Origin of the sequence: Aquimarina litoralis, assembly GCF_019295435.1 — a bacterium.
In the GTDB taxonomy this organism is placed as follows: domain Bacteria; phylum Bacteroidota; class Bacteroidia; order Flavobacteriales; family Flavobacteriaceae; genus Aquimarina; species Aquimarina litoralis_A.
Genome location: NZ_WEKL01000039.1, coordinates 20415 through 39448 on the forward strand (window position 1 = coordinate 20415; position 19034 = coordinate 39448).

General features: G+C 33.6%; 15 protein-coding genes. 1 reads left to right on the plus strand and 14 read right to left on the minus strand.

Translation table 11 applies throughout. The features are described 5' to 3' along the window. Window positions 1-19: 19 nt before the first annotated feature. Complete coding sequence (locus GBO31_RS17670) at window positions 20-904, minus strand: methyltransferase domain-containing protein (protein WP_219009779.1); 885 nt, start codon at window positions 902-904, stop codon at window positions 20-22. A 167-nt stretch (window positions 905-1071) separates the two neighbouring features. Between GBO31_RS17670 and GBO31_RS17675 the strand changes: the two genes are divergently transcribed. Then, window positions 1072-2361, plus strand: a complete 1290-nt coding sequence (locus GBO31_RS17675; protein WP_219009781.1) for a T9SS type A sorting domain-containing protein — start codon at window positions 1072-1074, stop codon at window positions 2359-2361. A 163-nt stretch (window positions 2362-2524) separates the two neighbouring features. Here GBO31_RS17675 and GBO31_RS17680 read toward each other — a convergent pair whose 3' ends face one another. The 13 genes from GBO31_RS17680 to GBO31_RS17740 form a co-directional block, all read right to left on the minus strand. Then, complete coding sequence (locus tag GBO31_RS17680) at window positions 2525-3916, minus strand: cytochrome-c peroxidase (protein WP_219009784.1); 1392 nt, start codon at window positions 3914-3916, stop codon at window positions 2525-2527. A gap of 138 nt (window positions 3917-4054) precedes the next feature. Continuing rightward, window positions 4055-5440 carry a cytochrome-c peroxidase gene (locus GBO31_RS17685; RefSeq protein ID WP_219009785.1) on the minus strand — a complete coding sequence of 462 codons (1386 nt, stop codon included), beginning with the start codon at window positions 5438-5440 and terminating at the stop codon, window positions 4055-4057. Window positions 5441-5482: 42 nt separating this feature from the next. Then, complete coding sequence (locus tag GBO31_RS17690) at window positions 5483-6388, minus strand: hypothetical protein (RefSeq protein WP_219009787.1); 906 nt, start codon at window positions 6386-6388, stop codon at window positions 5483-5485. Between the two features lie 200 nt (window positions 6389-6588). Then, window positions 6589-7335, minus strand: a complete 747-nt coding sequence (locus GBO31_RS17695; RefSeq protein WP_219009788.1) for a DUF547 domain-containing protein — start codon at window positions 7333-7335, stop codon at window positions 6589-6591. Between the two features lie 681 nt (window positions 7336-8016). Then, a complete protein-coding gene (locus GBO31_RS17700) occupies window positions 8017-8568 on the minus strand; it encodes a 3'-5' exonuclease (RefSeq protein ID WP_219009790.1) in 552 nt (183 codons plus the stop codon). A gap of 76 nt (window positions 8569-8644) precedes the next feature. Next, entirely contained in the window at window positions 8645-9601 is a 957-nt protein-coding gene (locus GBO31_RS17705) for a C45 family autoproteolytic acyltransferase/hydolase (protein WP_219009810.1), read from the minus strand. Between the two features lie 53 nt (window positions 9602-9654). Then, window positions 9655-10290: a hypothetical protein gene (locus GBO31_RS17710; RefSeq protein WP_246615911.1), complete on the minus strand. Its 636-nt coding sequence runs from the start codon at window positions 10288-10290 to the stop codon at window positions 9655-9657. A gap of 45 nt (window positions 10291-10335) precedes the next feature. After that, complete coding sequence (locus GBO31_RS17715) at window positions 10336-10896, minus strand: tetratricopeptide repeat protein (protein WP_219009792.1); 561 nt, start codon at window positions 10894-10896, stop codon at window positions 10336-10338. Window positions 10897-10900: 4 nt separating this feature from the next. Further along, the gene (prfH, locus tag GBO31_RS17720) at window positions 10901-11596 is read right to left on the minus strand and encodes a peptide chain release factor H (protein WP_219009794.1); all 696 of its coding nucleotides are present in this window, start codon (window positions 11594-11596) and stop codon (window positions 10901-10903) included. A gap of 141 nt (window positions 11597-11737) precedes the next feature. Continuing rightward, window positions 11738-13129: an RtcB family protein gene (locus GBO31_RS17725; RefSeq protein ID WP_219009796.1), complete on the minus strand. Its 1392-nt coding sequence runs from the start codon at window positions 13127-13129 to the stop codon at window positions 11738-11740. Continuing rightward, window positions 13114-13803, minus strand: a complete 690-nt coding sequence (locus tag GBO31_RS17730; protein ID WP_219009798.1) for a hypothetical protein — start codon at window positions 13801-13803, stop codon at window positions 13114-13116. Before GBO31_RS17730 ends, GBO31_RS17725 begins: the two co-directional genes overlap by 16 nt. Window positions 13804-14819: 1016 nt before the next feature. Next, window positions 14820-17954, minus strand: coding sequence for a carboxypeptidase regulatory-like domain-containing protein (locus GBO31_RS17735; protein WP_219009800.1), 3135 nt, complete (start codon window positions 17952-17954; stop codon window positions 14820-14822). A gap of 202 nt (window positions 17955-18156) precedes the next feature. Continuing rightward, on the minus strand, window positions 18157-18846 hold the full coding sequence (locus tag GBO31_RS17740; RefSeq protein WP_219009801.1) for a DUF2064 domain-containing protein: 690 nt from the start codon (window positions 18844-18846) through the stop codon (window positions 18157-18159). Between the last annotated feature and the right edge of the window lie 188 nt (window positions 18847-19034).

Below are 19034 nucleotides of genomic sequence, written 5' to 3' on the forward strand. Positions count from 1 at the left end.
AAAAAATATATTTTCAAAATTAGGACAACACACAACTAATGTCATCCAAAGAAGATCCATAATCAAAGCTGAAATCGATATGTACTAAATCGCCAGCTTTTACTTCTTGAGTATTGGTAGTTTTTAGTACTGTTGGTGGCATCAAACTATCGGTTCCAGTAAAATTAGAACCTTCTGTAACCTCTACGTAAGATTCTAAATAAAGCGCATTGACAGTCCCAGAAAACAATACAGGAACAGAAAAGCTTAGTTTAACTCCTTGTTTTTTTTCTTTCAGTAGTTCAATTTCATTCACTAAAAATTGTTGGGTTAGAAACATCGGTTGATGCCTTGTAAAGTTGACTGGATAGTGGTGAACGTTTTCATCAATTTCTGCCTCACAAAGCCTGGCAAAGTTTACAATTCTATTAGGAAATAATTTTCCTCCAGGCTTTAAAAACTCACGCATATGCTGAAAAATCTGAACCTGAAATTCATTAGCGCAGTAAATGCTCATCAATTCTCCAACTACGAAATCCACTTTTTCAGGAAGCGTTACCGTAAGTGCATCTGCATAGATGACTTCTACTTTATCTGACCAAGGATATTTAGCAATTTGTTCATTGATAAAAGGAATAAGATCCGGATTGTTTTCAATTAAATATGCCTTTTTTACATACGGCATGTATAATTTTGTCAATGGTAACGTACCTACACCGATTTCACAAACCGTGGCATCTTTAAAATTATTATTGAGTTGAAACGCTTTATGAAAAGCATCGACACGTTGTTTGTCTGTTTCCATTATCTTGTAATAGATTTCAGGGAACCCAAAATGAGACTCATCAAATGTTTGTGCTTCTAGTAAACTATATTTCAGTGCATCGTAGTTATCAATTACTTCCTCAAATAACTTTTTTTTCATTCTTGTATCGATTGTTTTGAGTAAATATAATGATTAAACAAATGGTCAGAATGCTAAAATTCAGAAGAAGTTTTAAAAAAATAGAAGTAAGGGGTAGGGTCTTTTCTTTTTAGTGCGTTTTATTTTATGAAACATCTGTGTGAATGAACCAAAACTAACACCACATTATGACTAAAACTAGTATAGAATCTGGTATTGCGAGAGTATCAAAATTTATTCTTCCAATAGCTATTTTCCTTTTGAACACTGTAAGCTTTTCTCAGCAATCCAATGATTCTTATATTTTTGGTCATAGTTTAGTGAATCATAGTGCGGATCAAACTACTCAGAATCGAAGTAATATTCCTGATTGGATGTATTTGTTAGCACAACAAGCAGGAAATGAATATACGGTAGATGGTCAGTTTAATTTTTTACCGCTCCAACAACTGCCTCCTATTTTTCAATGGGGATTTATAGATGCGCCTAATACGAGAACTAATGAAACTAATGATGACTTTGGTAGCTGGGATTATGATAATGTAATTGTAACCTTAGCCAATTTTATTCAGCAAACTTCTACACCTTCAGAGAATGCTTTTTGTGATCCGCAATATGTAGAGGATTGTAATGAAGACCCTAATGCCTTAAGTTCTGTAGAAGCTGTTTTGAGAATTTTGGATTATGTAAGAACCGAAGAAGAAGGTATTCGTTTCTACATATATGAAAACTGGCCAGAATTTAATGGAACATTTCCGCCGACTTCCCAAGCTCAAGAAGATCAAGAGTTTGGCGCTTTTTATGAGTATACTCGCGGAGAGTTTCATGATTGGTGGATAACATTACAAGATGAGGTATTGGAAGCACAACCAGGTGCTGAAGTAAAATTAATTCCTACAGGACCGATTTTAGCAGATTTGTTTTCAGATCAGGGAATGTTATCGGAAGTTCCGGTAACAACTTTATATGAAGATGCAGCGCCTCACGGATATCCAGTATTATATTTTTTAGCAGCACTTGTACATTATTCTGTGATCTATGGTGAGCAACCTCCAGCTAATTTTCAGTTTCCAGATGAAGCTTTGGCCGCACCGATACAAATTCCAGCTATTGTAAAAGATAATTACCCAGCTATTGTTGACTTTATATGGAATAGTCTTCAGAACTACACATTTGATAATGGACAGAGTAGGGTGTTTTTAGAAAGTCAAGTATTGTCAGTTGATGACATATCGATATATACTCCGAAACCTATATTATATCCGAATCCAGGAAATGGTGTTTTTAATTTACAACTTCCGCAGAGTACGATTTTCCCTGTAGAAGTGAAAATTGTAAACACAATCGGTCAATTGGTCRAAGAAGTTTCCATAACTGATCATCAATCAACAAATTTTAATTTAGATAAAAAAGGGACGTTTTTTCTAAAAATTATTGGTGATCAGTATTCGGATATTATCAAATTAATTGCCAGATAAATGGTGATAGATAAAAAATCATGCTAAGCTCATTGAAGTAAGTTTGTGTTACACTATTTTATTTGGGAAATAGTCTATTCAATGAGCTATAGCACGATATGAAAATGAAGATATTTTAGCTCGTAGTTTTCATTTTGGGGCTATAATAAGTTTTGTAGTAGTATTAACTACATCCAAGATCTACCTGAGATGTTGGGTCACTATTAGGGAAACAATTCCCAGAATTTATTTGATCTGGTACGTATCTCATTAGATTAGGATCTCTCAAACCATTTTCTATAAATAATACTAAATTGTTTATCTGATTCTCCGTTAATTCTTGAACGTTTGTGAATAGTCTATGTAATTGTTCTTGAGGAACTTCGTTGTTTTCAGGAATTCCATTTAATTTATATTCTACAATATCTCTAACGGACGTAAATGTTCCACCATGACCAAACACACCATTATCTACAAGATTATAAATAGTTGGTGTTTTGAATTTGTAATAATCTCTTGGTTTCTTCGTAAAACCTCCTCTTCCTCTTTTTACATTTGGGAAGCCGTTATCATCAGGAACAACAGCTTCGGTAGAATCATCAAAATCACCCATTCCTAAGGCGTAGAAATTTTTATCATTTAAGGCAGGACCAGTATGACATCTAAAGCATTTTGCTTTTCCAAAAAACATTCTTGCTCCTTTTTTTTCTTTATTCGTAAGTGCGTTGTAATCTCCTTTTAACCATCGTTGCCAAGGAGATTGATTAGGTAGAACAGTTCGTTCATAAGCAGCAATGGCTAAACCTGCTGTTTCTCTGGTGTATCTTTCTTCTTTAGGAACATCAGGAAAAGCTTTGTTAAACATTTTTTTGTAATCAAAATCTTTAGCAAACTGCTTATTTACCAATAACCTATGAACATCTTGTCCCTTTAGAGCTTGTACTTCTACCCCTTGAAATCCAATGAAATTTTCTGGGATGTTGGTCCAGTTGGCTTCTGTTCCTGCATTGGTACCTGTTCCGCCAAATTGCCCATTCCATAGCATCACATCCTGATATGCTACATTTAAAATTGTAGGAGAGCGGATAGGTTGTATATCAATATCTGCAACGGGAATGATGTTGTTAAAGACCCTTCCTTCTCCTTTAACGCCAAACCCGATTCCTCCTTCTCCAATTCCTTGTCTGGTACCGGCACTAAAACCCGCTGCAGCATGATGACACGAAGCACAGGAATACGTAGCTAGGTTAGAAGCTGTTTTTGGATTTCCTCCTGTGGCAGTTTCATGAAACAATAATTTACCTAATTCCACTTTTTTGTGTGTGATTGGATTCAAAGGATCCTGCGGAATATTTGCATAATCATCACTATTTGGCAAGATGAAAAAAGACGGACCTATACCATCGGTAACACTATCTAGCTTATTTAAAAGTTTAATATCTAGATCTGAGGGACTTGAAGTTGATTTATTAAGATTTTCATTGGTTAGTTGCACTTCGCTGTCCAATGGGATATACTCATCTTTTTCGCATGAAAATAAAGTGAAAATTGAAAGAAAAAATAGAAACTTTTTCATTAAAATGGTTTTTAGTTGGTTTGGTTTTAAGGATTAAATAAAGTTTTTATCATAAAATAGAAATAGGTCCATTTTGAAGAAATGAATGGTTAGTATTCTTTAAAATGGACGTATTCGATATCATATTATTTAATTGTTTTAACTACATCCGAGATCAGTTTTTGATGCTGGATCACTATTAGGGAAACAATTCCCGGAATTTACCTGATCAGGATCATACCTTGATAAGTTTGGATCTCTTAAACTATTTTCAATGAATAATACCAAATTATCAATTTCAGTTTTATTAAGTTTTATATCACCAAATTGAGGAGCTAAATTTGCTACTGGTACTTCTGAGCTTTGCGGAACTCCATCAATTTTATATTCTATAACATCTCTTACGGAAGTAAAAGTTCCTCCATGACCGTAGAAACCACCATTATCCACCAAATTATAGAGCGTTGGAGTTTTAAATTTATAATTGTCCGCTGCTACTTTGGTAAATCCACCTCTTCCTTTTTTTACATTTTCAAAACCGGTAGGATCCAATACAACGGCATTGCTTGAATTATCAAAATCTCCCATTCCAAAGGCATAGAAATTTTTGTCGTTTAATGCTGGTCCTGTATGACATTCATAGCATTTTCCTTTACCAAAAAAGGCTTTAGCACCTTTCTTTTCATTATTAGAAAGTACACTGTAATTTCCTTTTAGCCATTCTTGCCAAGGAGATTGATTGGATAATACGGTTCTTTCATAAGCAGCAATAGCCAATGCAGCGGTCTGAGTAGTATATCTTTCGGAAACGGGAAGGCTAGGAAATGCATCATCAAACATTTGTTGGTATCCAAAACTTGATACAAAATTACCATCAACCAATAATCGGTGTACGCCTTGCCCTTTGATGGCTTGTACCTCAACTCCTTCAAATCCAATAAAATTTTCTGGAATGTTAGTCCAATTAGCTTCTGTTCCAAGATTAGTTCCAGAACCTCCAAATTGTCCATTCCATAACATAATATCTTGATATGCTGCATTTAGTACTGTTGGAGAGCGGATTGGTTGAATATCGGCATCACTTACTGCAATGCTAGCATTAAAAACTCTTGCTTCACCATTCGTTCCAAAACCTACTCCAGCTTCACCGATTCCTTGCCTGATTCCGGCACCGAATCCAGCAGCTGAATGATGACATGAAGCACATGAATATGTGAATAAATTAGAAGCCGTTGTAGGATTTCCTCCTGTGGCAGTTTCATGAAATAGCAATTTTCCTAAAGCAACCTTTTCATCTGTAATTGGATTTAAAGGATCTTGCGGAATGCTGGCATATTGGTCACTGTTAGGAAGTATAAAATAGGAAGTTCCAATACCACCTGAAATTGCTTCTAATTCGTCTAGTATTTGCTTGTCTAATCCAGTCGGATTCGAAGAAGCTTTAGAAGAAGAAATTTGTTGTGCTTCCTCGTCAAGTAAAATATATTCATCTTTTTCACATGAAAAAAATGCAAATATGATTAAAAGGAATAATAGCTTTTTCATGAAATAGTCACTTTGGTTTGGTTAGAAAATAATAAAGAATAGTTACTGAACTTTGTATACAAGTCCAACAGAGAATCCGGAAGCTCTATCATAGTTTTTACCGCTCATATTAGCAGTGTATCCCGTCGAAACTCCGATGCTTTGTTTGTATACAGGGACGTACAAATCAAGGTAGAAGTTGGTGTAGTCTACTTCTGTTTCTGGTAATGCTCCAGCAGCTCCTGCCTCTACAAATTCTGGAGTACCGATATCTAAGCCGTCCAAAGAGTTTTGAGTTCCTATTTTGGCATGTGCATAAAACCACTTGTTATAATATCCAAGTTTTGCACTGAAAAGAGTAGCGTTTGGTATATCAAAATCAGAGTTGTTGCGCATACTATAGGCGGCTTGTAATTCTACGAAGAGGTTTCTGGAAGCGTTAATTTGTACGAATCCACATCCATCAATGGCAGTTGCACCATTTCCTAACGAAAGAATTCCAGCTTCTTCATAACCTCCAACTGGAACAGAAACGCCTGCGGCTCCGCCAACTGCAATTTTTGAGACACTATTTATTTTGGTGTCCAATACACGGGCTTTTAGGAACATACTTAAATCTTGGACACCACTAACCTGATCGGTTTGTGAAATAGGATCTAGAACACCTGTTTCATTTTGCATTGAAATGTAAGGTAGTGTTACTGTGGTGGAGAGCCAATTAAGGATTCCATATTCGCCATAAACGCTTACGACCGAAGAACTGATTTCTCCCATATTCATAGGAGTGGTTTCGGTTTGTGTATTTCCCATGAAAAAATTGTCATAGCTCTTGTAAGAGTAGGAAGAGGCTACTGTAAACTCATTTTTTTGAGGAAAAAAACCATTAATAATAGTTTGCGCATTTGAGAATGAAAAAGTGGTTAAAAATACGATGAAGAGTGTGTTTCTAAGAGTAGTAATGTTATTCATATTTGTTGGTAATTTAGTTTTAAAAGTATTGATAGGGGCGTAATTTTTGAAAGCTTTCAAAGAAAGCTTTTAGGGGTCTTTCTTCAGTTAGTAAGGTTAGTTCATGATAGTCCTCATAAGTAGTTACTTTAACGAAAGTAGATGGTACATTTGGGTTTAAGGAAATCTGGTTTACAAATATATATTTGGGGCAATTTTGGCTAATTGTTACTGGTTATAGGTGTTTTTTTGTTGTTCTTGTTAAGATTCCAATCATAAGTAACATATTTTTTCTTCATGTTTTTATCGATTGTAATCGTAGAATATTCGTTGATAAAATCAATCACATCCATATTGTTACTAAGAAAATCATCCTCATACCATTCAAATAGTTGAGAGATCCTTACCGTTTGGGAATTGATCTGATTTCTTTGTGGATCGTTAATGAACTCTCTTGTACGATCTTCTAAAGCATACTCTATATTGCTACTGGTATATGCTCTGTTCCATAATCTTGGGGAGGACATGGAACCGCAGTTTAATAAAAAGTGAATTCTAGGATCTCCAAATTTTCTTAGAATTTTATGTTCTATATCATCTAAACTGTAGCGTATATTGTTAGATTTAAAAGCTTTTCTCTTCCATGGGTCTTCTAATTGATTGATGGATGTGATAGGGTATTCATCAATGATCATTTTCATCACCGTGGCATTATATACATTTAACCAATAGGCTAACTTTTCTTCTTTGCTCCAGTGACTTTCAGGAGATACATTTTGTAAATATCTAAAGTATTTATAAAAAACGATAACATCGTTTGTTACACCTTCGTAATCTACTAATCCTTCATCAGTTACATTGAGTACAAGAATCTGATCCCATGGAGAATGATCTACTATGTCTTGAGAATTGATGGTAAATGTTATTAAAAAAAATACAATAAAAGAATGGGTTTTCAGCGTCTTCATTTTGTTAGTTTTTTGGGGTTAAGAAGTTGTTTTTTCCGCGTTTGAAAGACTAAATTAGTTAAAAAAAGGATGTAATACACACTAGTAATAAATGACGATTATGTAACGAAATATAATTCTTACATAATTTTGAAATTAACTTGTAACTTGTTTACTGTTAAACCTTTTAACAAATTACGGTCGTATTTCTGAGTGGATGTATAACTTTTGTTCTATTAAAATCAGAAGATAGATTTTGGAAATAGTAATGAGTTTTCATAAGGTTTTAATACTCAAAACCCCTATGAATAGTAGTGTGAAAAATTAAATAAAAAACTCTTAACTGTAAGAACTCATTAGGCTGTTTTTAGTTTTTTTAGCCTAAAAATTATGAGTATTTTTATTTCAAAATACAAGTAAAAATCAATTTTCAATATGAAAATATGTGATAAGACACCGGAAAAAATGAAACCTTACAAAAAAACATTAGTTTAACATTAAATTAACATTTTAATACGGTTTTAAAGTAATTTAGAATCATGTAAATCACTAAAATGAAATGCTTTAACAGCTGTAAAAATGGGGTAAAACAACAATTAGTATTGGGTTTTACATAAAAAGCTATTATTTACATTATGAAAATATTATGATGTATTCTTTGTTTTTTGTAGGAGTGTTTTCCGGTGTGTTTTACTTATTTCTTTATTCTTTGAAGGTGAAACACCAATCTAAAATCTTGGCAATGTTTTTAGCGTCATCAACTCCTCTATGATGCGTTCCTTCTAGCGAGATGTCCAAAATACCTAATGCACCTTTCATACCTACTTTTTTTCGCAAGCCTTTCGTTTCTTGAAACAGTTCTTTTACATTGATATGATTCTGTGATAATGGGTACTCGATATTTCGATATGTACATTGCTTTTTCATCATATTCAAATCATATTGACCGTAACTTGCCCAAGTATGTTGATGTCCTTGATATTCAGTTCTTACTATTTCGCAGGCATCTGTAAATGAAATCCCTTTGTCATCCAATAAATCCTGTGTAATAGTTGTTAGTTCCGTACAAAACGGACTTACTTGAGATCTTTCAGGTTTAATAAGAATCCCTTGGTTTTTAGTAATCTCACCGGTGTTGGTATCTAGTATGCAAATACCGATCTCTATGATTTCGCTCACCTGTCCTGGTGGTACCTTACCGTTCCAGCAGGTTGCTTCTAAATCGATAATGATTATACTGTTTGTTGTTTTCATAATTATATATTTTTTTACCAGACAGATATTTTTTGATCTGTCATGTTAGAGTTTAAAAACTACATAAGATTGCAGTTTATCTAGTTTCGTAAGTTTTTATTAGTTTAATTTTTCCCGAGTTGTTATGAAATACCATTTGTTGGACTGTAATTCCCATCATGATATTTTCATTCTGTAAAATTTCCATACACTCCTGATCATTTTTAGGAAGTTGATTTGATAATAATTCTTGAGCATTGTCATATCTCCCACAAGAACTTTCTTGTAATATGTTACCCTCCATTGTTTGATTTTGAAGTAATTTATAATCATTAGTTACGATTATGTAATCTTCATTACTAGTTCTAGTTTTAAATCTCTTAGGAGTTCTTTCGATGACAACTTTCTCCTCATTTTTAATACCAGAAAGAAGAATCAAACAATCACTCATAATTGTGGTTTTCTCAATTTCCAATTTTGCTTCTTCAAAGGAATTAGAATTACACAATACATCTCTTAATAGAAATGATATTGGCATTGCTATTTCTGCTGAATCACCACTGGAAACTGCATTTAATGTAAGTGAGAACTTTTCGGGCTTTGTTCCAGATAGAACACCAATGAATCCTGGCCAACCTATGGATTTATAAATTGTTTTACCTTTTTTTTGAAAATCAAATATTAAAGAATTTTTACTTAATAGATCGTTTTCTGTATGCCAGTCAAGGTTTCTGGAATGTAACATTTCTATCCCATTATGAATTGCAAAAGCGGTACATCCTAAATAGAATTTTAATAGGTCATAGTATAGATTTGCTATTAAAATTTCATTTGTTGAAAAATCAGATACAGCTGCAACACCATTAATCTCTCTTAAGTATTCATTAGGAATCAATAACTCTTTATATTCATGTATAGCATCAAATATGAGATCAGCTTCCGCGAAGTCATTGATATAATACTCAAGCAATTCATTAACTTCTTTTTTATAAGCTTTTAATAACTGCCATCGCTTCTCTGGTGGCAAATCTAAATTTACAACGCATTGATTCATTTTATATATTTTTTGACCAGACAGATATTTTTGATCTGTCTGGTTTTAGTTATTTAATTTTTTGGAATTGTTACCAATTCTTTTCTATCCAAAGGATCAATTCCTTTATCAAGTAGTTTGATTGCAGATTGAACTGCCCAACATTTATCACTAGAGTGTATATTAGAATACAATCCTAATAAGTATGTAGGTTCTACAATTCTCCATCCTTTTGCTGTACGATGAGGAATCTCAGATTTTACGAAAAAATCAATGGTAATCCGTATCATTTTTTCATTTTCAGTAATTACCGTTTTTTCATAGCGCCTAAAATTTTCATCGCTTGGCAAGTGATCATATCTAGTCCATACTTTTTGAAATCCGTTTTCAAGTAATATACACATCACACTTGCTACATTTTTTGGTTCAATAAAGAGGTCAATATCTTTATGATCGTGCGCGTGCTTATATTCTGTATGACCTTCGGGTGATAGAAAATGCCAAGCCCAACCACCTGATAGAATTACTAAATCTTTTAAAGACGCTAATGCTTCCAATCCATATTTGATTCTATAGGATGGCCATACTTCTCCATATCTTTTTTTATTATGTGGTGCTCCCATGGTTTTTTGTTTTTTTGTCATCCCAGTGCAGACTGGAATCCATTGTCGTACTATAAAACAATGCACTATACGGATTCCAGCTTGCATTTCGACAATCTCAATGCGACTGGCTGGAATGACATGTTTGTATAATTAGTTGCTTTTCTTCTTCGACTTTTTAGAAGAACTCTTTGTTTTTTTGCCTTTTTTCTTGCTTTTACTTTTCTTCTTCTTTTTAGGCATTTTATCTTTAATCCTTTTTTCATCGCCTTCTACATCGCTGATAAAGTAGTTATTGTATGCATAGGTCTTAGCAGTTTTTAGCACTTTAAGTGCTGCTTTGTATGCTTGTTTTTGTTCTAAAAGAATTCCTTTTTTTAGATATAGCACTGCTTTATCTGTTCCTTTAATAGTTAAAGCAAAGTCAATTAATTTTTCTGCTTCATTATAGTCTTCATTCCAAAGTAACACATTGATATATTTTGGATACACATCTAATGCATACATATCTGCTGCCAACGCTTGTTGGTAATATTCTTTAGCAGTTTCATAGTTTCTTAGATTCTCTGCATAAATCTGACCCATTAAGCATAATGCTATTGGATTTTTGTCATCATATGATAAGGCATAGTTCAAAGATTCTACTGCTTCTTCTAGATTATATGGATATGCATCCAATGCCTGAAATAAATATTTGTCTAGTAAATTGCTCATGACGTTAGTATTTTAACTCGTTGCGTAAGTCATTTTTTAATTGTTGTCGATTCGATGCAAACGATTGTTTTTTCTTTATTTTCTTAAAATCAGTTCCTTTAAATTTTCTAATGGGATTACCACGTTCTACATTGAGATGATTTTCCCATTGATCGCATAGCGACTTTTGTATTTTTTGGAGTTGACTTTTATATACTTTTTCTTTTAATCTTTCGATTGCTATTTTTTTATTTTGATGTTGTGATCTGCTATCCATAACCACTACCTGATCTCCTGTAGGTCGATAAGTAGCTCGTACTGCAGAATTTACTTTATTTACATTCTGACCGCCAGGACCTGTGCTTCGCATCGTTTGAAAAGAAATTTCTTGTTCTTTCATACGTAACTGTTCCACTTGTTTGATCTCGTACATTCCTATATACCAGTTTTTACGCTTATGGTATTTTCGAAATGTTGATGTTCCTACCCATTGGATAGTGCCTAACCATGTAGAAAGAAAAGTATTGATTTCTTTTCCTATCAGCTGAATGGTAGCAGATTGTACAGTACCGTTTTGAATTCCTTTTTCTCTATGTAGTACTAGATAATCGTATCCAGCAGCTTTTATTTCTTCCAGAAAAAGTTTTAGTACTTGTGCTACGACCCAAGAGCATTCTGCAGGTCCTCTTCCAACGGTTATTTGAATTATTTTAGTTTTCATTTTTATTTTCTTTTTGCGTTAAGGATAAAGCGGTTACCCCACAGGTTGTGTGCCCTGAGGTCCTCGAAGGGCACACAATCGAGGAGTATGAGCGAAAGCCTGACCACGAAAAGTATGCATCGGGGTAACGCCCAAATCACTTTATTTATCCATTCGTACAATTTTTGGAGTAAAGGTTCCTACTACTTCCACAAGCTCTTGCTGGTTTGCCATTACCTTAGTAATATCTTTATACGCCATCGGAGCTTCATCGATTCCTCCACCAATTAAAGTAACATCGTTTGCTTTTAACTCTTTTTTGATATCACTTTTGGTGAATTTCTCTTTACATTTTCTTCTAGAATGCAACCTTCCAGCTCCATGAGAAGCAGACAGCAAACTCTCTGGATTTCCAAGTCCTCGAACTATAAATCCTGGTGCCACCATAGATCCAGGAATAATTCCTAACTCACCTTTGGCTGCTGGAGTAGCTCCTTTTCGATGTACAATACACTCTTCACCATGTACTTCTTGTTTCCATGCAAAATTGTGATGATTCTCAATTTTTGCTACCGGTCTTGCTCCTAATAGTTTTCCAATTCTGGCATGAATATTATCATGACAAGCTTGCGCATAATCTCCAGCAAGGTTCATCGCTAACCAATATTCTTGTCCATCATGTGTATCCAAATCTAACCATGCTAATTGTTGTACATGTTTCGGTAATGGACATTGCTTGGTAGCTAAATAGGTGTAGTGTTTAGCGATGTTAGCTCCTAATCCTCTAGAACCACTATGTGATAACACACCTATATAAGAACCAATTGGCAATCCCCATTCGTTATTAGGATCTGAGATATCTACTGCTCCAAATTCTACAAAGTGATTTCCTCCACCAGAAGTACCCAATTGTTTATACGCTTTGTCTTTCAATCTTTTTACCAGTGGAATATCTTTAAATTCTGATCGGTCAAAGATCTCGTGATCATGCTTTACTTTATGGGTTTCATACATTCCGAATTTTGTATGTTCTGAAAGGATGTTCTCCAACTGATGCTTTTTTCCTTTTAGATAAGAAGTAGCTATTGGATAAATGGTTAAACACATTCTACATCCAATATCCAATCCAACACCATAAGGAATCACTGCATTTTTAGTAGCCAATACACCACCAATCGGTAAACCATATCCACTATGGGCATCTGGCATCAAAGCTCCTGCAACCGAAACTGGTAACTTTAGCGCATCAAACAATTGATATTTTGCCTGATCGTCGATTTCATTCTCACCATAGATCTGGAATGGAGCTCTAGTGGTTTTCAACGCATGCTTTTTTACCTCAACAGGTTTTAGCAAACTTTCTGCAATCTTACCCCAAATTCCGTCACCTTGATATGCTTCTGGATTGAGTAATACTTTTTTTGCTTCTTGTAATATCTTTTCCTTCTTTACTCTTTTTTGATATCGATTAATCTGACCCAAAGTCACATTAATACTATTGTTTTTTGGAAAGCCTAATTTGATTAAGTCTTTTCCGCTTAATTTCTTTCCCATGATATTTCTTCTTTAATAATGTCCTGGATATTATATTTTTTTAGATCTCTTAGTTTGCTGTTTGTTTTTAGCTTTTCCTGTCTAAGTTTTGGTGTTCCCCAATGATCTTTCCAGCTATATTGTTTTTGTACTTGTTCGAAGTACCCATGTTTTAACAACTTTTGTTCTAACAAAGCATCTTCACTTTCTAATTTTGGATCAATTCTTCTACTATGAGTTACATAAGCTCTTGTAAACTTGATCTTATAAGTGCCTTTGGGAAGATTTACATAAAAACGAAGCCTTATTTTCTTTTCCTTTGTATAGTATCGAAACGGCACGCACATTCTTTGTGCGCCATCACTAAGTTTATTAAAGGATCTTCGGCTAATGGTAGGTAAATCTTTATGAATTAAGTATCTAGAGATTTCCTGATGCCACTTGCTTTCTGCTTCTTCTTTTGTTCTTCCCCAAAATGATTTTGTTAGCTTTTTGTGTAGCTCAATAATATATTCTTGGTTTTTATACTTTTCTACCTGTTTGGTAATGACTGATTCTTTGAACCACCCATGCCGAATAGGTTTCTCTAGTGCTATATATCCAAGATTTCGTTTTGCTACCCAAATTTTACGTTGTCTTCTTTGGATGTTGCGAACTTCTTTTTGTCTTTGGCCTTTGATATGTGCCGGTCTCATTAAACATATTGTTTCGTTTGTAATAGTTTTACGAATGATTCCAGCTTATCTTCTGATACCTGAAATCCTAACTGTTTTGGTTATAAAATTTCATGTGAATTATTTTTAAAAATTGATTCCTGATGTTTTATGTTCGGAACATTTCATAGGTATTTCAATAATACTTCCACACCTGTTCGTATTTAGAAAAACTAAATACAGTACCAGATTAGAAAATCTAAGGGATTGGTGATTCTTTGAAAATAAAAGGTCCGAAACTTTTATTGGCTTCGGACTTTATAAGAAACTGTTGTAAGCAGTTTATGAGTTATAGAAGTCCCGAAGCGTATGCGTAAAAGAACCTTGTTCTCCTAGTGCATCTGTATATATGTATCTAAAGGTCATAGTACTTCGGTTATTAATTGTTATTGCTTTATTGCGGTGCAAATATGAAATCTATTTTTTAATTACGCAAATAATTTTTTAATTTAATTTACTGATTTTCAGTTGTTTATATTTGTTTTTAAGCAAAAGGAATCCTGTCTGTCTTTCGACAAATATGTAACCGGCTGAAAATCTTTTTACTATCGTTCAAATAACTTTGTATTTGATTGCAATTTTTTTAGAATAAAAAACATAAAAAAAGCGTCCAATTTGTTTTGGACGCTCTTTAGAAATATGATTATTCTAGTTTTTATCTATGCTTTCGATTCGAAAACGGCTTTACAGCGTCCTTTTTTATGTGTTGAAAATGGATTCATAGATATTTAAACTTGTTTTTTTGGTTCTTGATTCAGCTGCAAATATGGGATTATTTTAGAAAGAAATCCAAATTTGAGCACTAATTCATTTTAATTCTCAATAAGATGTATAGCTAAATCAACATACAATAACAGAAGTCTTTTGAACTAAAAAACAAATTTCTTCGTTAAAAATCATCATCGTAGCTACTGCTATGCTTCAAATTTTTGCCTCGAACTTTGCTTTTGATCTCCAAAATCTTTTAGGCCATTTTATATTAATTTAGCTATGTTGTTTTAGAAGCCATAAGTAAGTCCTATTTGAGCTCTCCATCGAGAATTTTGTAAATCTATATTCCAAGGTTGCTCATCTGGATCTACATTAAATTGATATTGTGGTTGTTCATTTTCAATTCCCACAAAGTTGAGCAGGCTAAAACTCGAATTTACCACATTAGGAACAAATACTAAGCGACCCCAATCTCGATTGATAAAATTTAATACATTCAGCATATCTAGTGATAACGAGATCGTATGTCCGTTTTTTAGCTTTTTACCATATTGCAATTTCATATCCAATTCATGATTCCAAGGAGTTTTGGCACCATTTCTTTCTACATAATTACCTCTTCTGCTTCTTAAGTAAGAATTATTTTCGATGTAATTGTTTAATCGTTGCCATTGTTCATTTGCTGTGCTCGTCACGATACCATTATTATCTACAATATCTACTAACTGTATTTCGGATTGATCTCTAGGTACATATACCAAATCATTTCTAGAAGAACCATCTCGATTAGGATCTCCTTGATATACAAAAGAGTATGGGCTTCCGGATCGGCCATTATACAAAAATGAAACGCCCAAAGAGTTTGTTTCTCCAAAATTCACTTCATAAGAATGTGTAGAAATAATTTTATGTCTTAAATCGAAGTTTGAAAAAGAAATAGCAGGATCATTCCCAAAAATGGCTTGATTCCATTCAAAATTAGCTGCAGGAGAACTTCTTACGGTACTGGAGACATCTTTACTTTTTCCATAAGAATATCCCACAGTTCCTCTATAATTTCCTATAGTTTTAGTAATGTTTGCGGTAATATTATAGCGATAGCCTTTATCTGTATTGGTTAATAAAAATACATTGGTGAAATTCGGATTGATTTTTATATCCTCTCCTGTTTGTAAAAAATAAGGACGATTGTCAGCACCTGAAAAATTTCCAAGTTCATTTCTTCTATTAATAGATTGAAAAAATAATCCATTTAATGTTTCAGTATAAGTTCCTTCTAAGTTCAATGTCCATTGATGAGGTAATCTTGCTTCAAATGCTAGGTTTGTTTTCCATTCTCTAGGTAGTGTAAAATCATTATCAATAAGATTAATTTCAGTAAGATTTGGTTGTACACTGCGTAAATCAGCTAAGTTTTCTGTAAGAGGAGTTGGATCTGTTGGGCGTACATCAATATTAAAATACTCTGTTCCTGAAATATATTCTACATATGCAAACCATAAATATGGAATCCTACCAGAAAATAATCCAGTACCTCCACGTAATTTGTAGTTGTTGTCAGCATCTAATGTATAATTGAATCCTATTCTTGGATTAAATTGCGGCGCATTAGAGATTTTATTATCAAACTGACTAAATTCTGGGGTATTAAGCACTTCCTGGCTGATTGGTAAATCACTCGGCAAAAACTGAGCATCGAGTCGAATACCAGCAGTAACAGAAAACCGATTGTTAATTCTAAACTGATCTTGTATGTATAATGCAGTTTCTATGACAGATACAGTTGCAGATGGTCTACTGGTAACAAAATCAAAATCATTATTATTGATATTATACACACCTCGCACGCGACTTGGGCGATCATCTAGAAAATCCTGTACAGATCGGTATTCCCAACGTCCGTTCCATGCCGATAAAAACCCGTAATTCACATCATGAAATTGAGCCAATCCACCAGCTGTAATGGTATGTTTTTGTGAAGTATAGGATATTTTATCAGCTAATTGCAAGGTAGAAAAATCAGTATTGTATACAGAAGCTTCTCGATATGTACCAGCAAATATGCGATTACTAGAGTTAGAGGCTATTTGTATATGAGGAAATACACGACCATCAAAATCTCGGTCTTCCTTTACTGTATTATATCCTAATGTCAATTGATTTGTAACTCCATTGTTGAAATTTGATTTCAATTCTAAGGCTAAGCTATTAGCAATACTATTATGTCGATAGCCTTGGTTTCCAAAATTGAATATGGAGGTACTCCATTCTAAATTATCCGCAAAACTGTTTACATAATTATTACGTAAGGTAAGTTTATGCTGATCAGATATATTATAATCTAATCGAGCAAATATTTTGGTACTTGCAGTTTTAATAGAAGCATCTGTAAAAGAACCAGGATCATAATTATAGGTAGAGATTAAGCGATCTGCAATCAATTCTACATCTTCAGAAGATATATTAGAAGTAGCACTTCCAGGAGCATTTAATACTGGATTATCAGAAAGCGCTTGTTCTACATTTACATAATAGAATAATTTATCTTTTAGAATAGGACCGCCAATTCCACCACCAAACTGTAGATCATAAAAATTGGAACTTTCCTGTTTGATTCCATCTGCGTAATTACCTAATAGAATTTGATTGTTCGCATATCCATAGACTTCTGCTTTGGTAGTGTTGGTTCCATTTTTAGTGACCAAATTGATACTGGCACCACTAAAATTTCCAATGCTCACATCAAATGGTGCAAGTTTTACCGATAATTCTTTAACTGCACCCAATCCGATGGGTTGAGTTCTGGAGAGACTTCCTGGAGTTCCGTTGGCAGAGGATCCTGCAGCGCCACTTGCCGGTTCTTGAAACCCAATAACATCATTGTTGGCGATACCATCGATATTAAGATTGTTGAAACGATTACTGGCACCACCAAAGGAATTTAGATTATTTTCCGTTAGGTTTTTGGTAAGATCCTGAATACTTCTATTGATAGTGGGAGTTGTTCTAAGTTCTCTTTTTCCTAATAGGGTTTCATTACCATTTTTTTGATTTTTAGAAGAACCTGTGATGACGACGGTTTCTAAGGATACACTATCTTCTGACATTACAAAATTTTTGATGGTTGTGTTTCCCAGTTGAATCGTAACATTTTCTTCCACAATGGTTTGAAACCCTACAAATGAGATTTGTATACGATAGGTATTGGAAGGTGATAGGTTGGTAATATTGTAAAAGCCATTTTCTTCAGAAATAGTTCCGTATTTGTAATTGGTAGCAACATCAATACATTGCACTGTTGCAAAAGGTATAGGATTATTTTTAGCATCAGTAAGTGTACCTTGAAGTGTTCCTGTAGTTTCCTGAGAAACAACCGTATTTGATATGATACTAATAAAAAGAACTTTAAAAAAGAATTTCATTCGCTTATGTATTGTTTTATAGCTCATTCCGTACATGAAAATATACTTGAGCTTGATATTTGTCTCTAAAGAATATATATGTATCAGCCATCTAAAAAGAATCTAAACGTACTTGTACATCATATTGATCTTAGGGAAATATGATTGGTTTTTAACTGAATATGAAGAAGCGTACTTGATATAGGATTGTATCCTTTATGTACTATTTGATGAGATAAGGAGAGCCTTTGTTATAATGTACTCCTAAAATTATTGAGGATACGAGAAGTTGTATTATACGAATTACTTTTTCTTCTTTTTGAAGTAAACTTTGTAGTATGCTTCGTAATTCTTTTAATAAGAATGGTAGCGTTTTGTATACATTAAAAACATCCGAAAAGTGGTCAAGATCATATAAAAAATCTAGTTGACAAAAGGATTTGTTTTTGGAATCCAAATAACTGTATAAATCCTTTCTTACTTCAGAGGTATTCCAGGAAAGCTTGGTAAATTCTGTTTTATCAAAGGATTCTTTATGAATTCCTAAAAGGTAGAAACCTCCATCAAAGGAAGGACCGATTGCAGATTGTCCATTCTCTAATATTTCAATCGCTTTTAGAAGATGGGTTTTGCTAAGATTAGGAGTGTCATTTCCCAATGTAATTACCGCATCATATCCTTTTTTATAAATTTCTTCAATTGCATTTGAAAAGCGTTCTCCAAAACTAGTTCCGAATTGTTGATTTTCGTTGTAAAGGAAATAATCTAATCCTGTTTTCTTAACTACAGCAATGGTTTGTGAGGTAAGATCTGTTTGAATTGATTTGTTTGCCAGAAAAGGCTTTCTCTTCATTTCTTCTTCTTGCGAAAGTGCAAAAATCAGAACGGCAATATTTCTTTTCTTATAAATCAAAAAAAGTGTTTTAAGATATTAGTTGGCATACTTAGTCAAGATAAAGAAATAAAGCTTACAAAAGAAGGTGAATTATTTTTTGTATGTCTTTCGTAAGTTCCCTCAACCATATAAACGATTCCCTAAATAAAAAGAGAGTATCACTCGATTTGTATTGAAGATTAACCTCTTAGCAAATACTTTTGAAT

What these genes read in the sequence shown, in the direction of transcription:
- GBO31_RS17705 (WP_219009810.1), bottom strand. Translation starts at nt 9,601, where the DNA reads ATGAATCAATGCGTTGTAAATTTAGATTTGCCACCAGAGAAGCGATGG.
- GBO31_RS17690 (WP_219009787.1), bottom strand. Translation starts at nt 6,388, where the DNA reads ATGAATAACATTACTACTCTTAGAAACACACTCTTCATCGTATTTTTA.
- GBO31_RS17670 (WP_219009779.1), bottom strand. Translation starts at nt 904, where the DNA reads ATGAAAAAAAAGTTATTTGAGGAAGTAATTGATAACTACGATGCACTG.
- GBO31_RS17725 (WP_219009796.1), bottom strand. Translation starts at nt 13,129, where the DNA reads ATGGGAAAGAAATTAAGCGGAAAAGACTTAATCAAATTAGGCTTTCCA.
- GBO31_RS17685 (WP_219009785.1), bottom strand. Translation starts at nt 5,440, where the DNA reads ATGAAAAAGCTATTATTCCTTTTAATCATATTTGCATTTTTTTCATGT.
- GBO31_RS17695 (WP_219009788.1), bottom strand. Translation starts at nt 7,335, where the DNA reads ATGAAGACGCTGAAAACCCATTCTTTTATTGTATTTTTTTTAATAACA.
- GBO31_RS17700 (WP_219009790.1), bottom strand. Translation starts at nt 8,568, where the DNA reads ATGAAAACAACAAACAGTATAATCATTATCGATTTAGAAGCAACCTGC.
- GBO31_RS17680 (WP_219009784.1), bottom strand. Translation starts at nt 3,916, where the DNA reads ATGAAAAAGTTTCTATTTTTTCTTTCAATTTTCACTTTATTTTCATGC.
- prfH (WP_219009794.1), bottom strand. Translation starts at nt 11,596, where the DNA reads ATGAAAACTAAAATAATTCAAATAACCGTTGGAAGAGGACCTGCAGAA.
- GBO31_RS17715 (WP_219009792.1), bottom strand. Translation starts at nt 10,896, where the DNA reads ATGAGCAATTTACTAGACAAATATTTATTTCAGGCATTGGATGCATAT.
- GBO31_RS17710 (WP_246615911.1), bottom strand. Translation starts at nt 10,290, where the DNA reads ATGCAAGCTGGAATCCGTATAGTGCATTGTTTTATAGTACGACAATGG.
- GBO31_RS17735 (WP_219009800.1), bottom strand. Translation starts at nt 17,954, where the DNA reads ATGAAATTCTTTTTTAAAGTTCTTTTTATTAGTATCATATCAAATACG.
- GBO31_RS17730 (WP_219009798.1), bottom strand. Translation starts at nt 13,803, where the DNA reads ATGAGACCGGCACATATCAAAGGCCAAAGACAAAAAGAAGTTCGCAAC.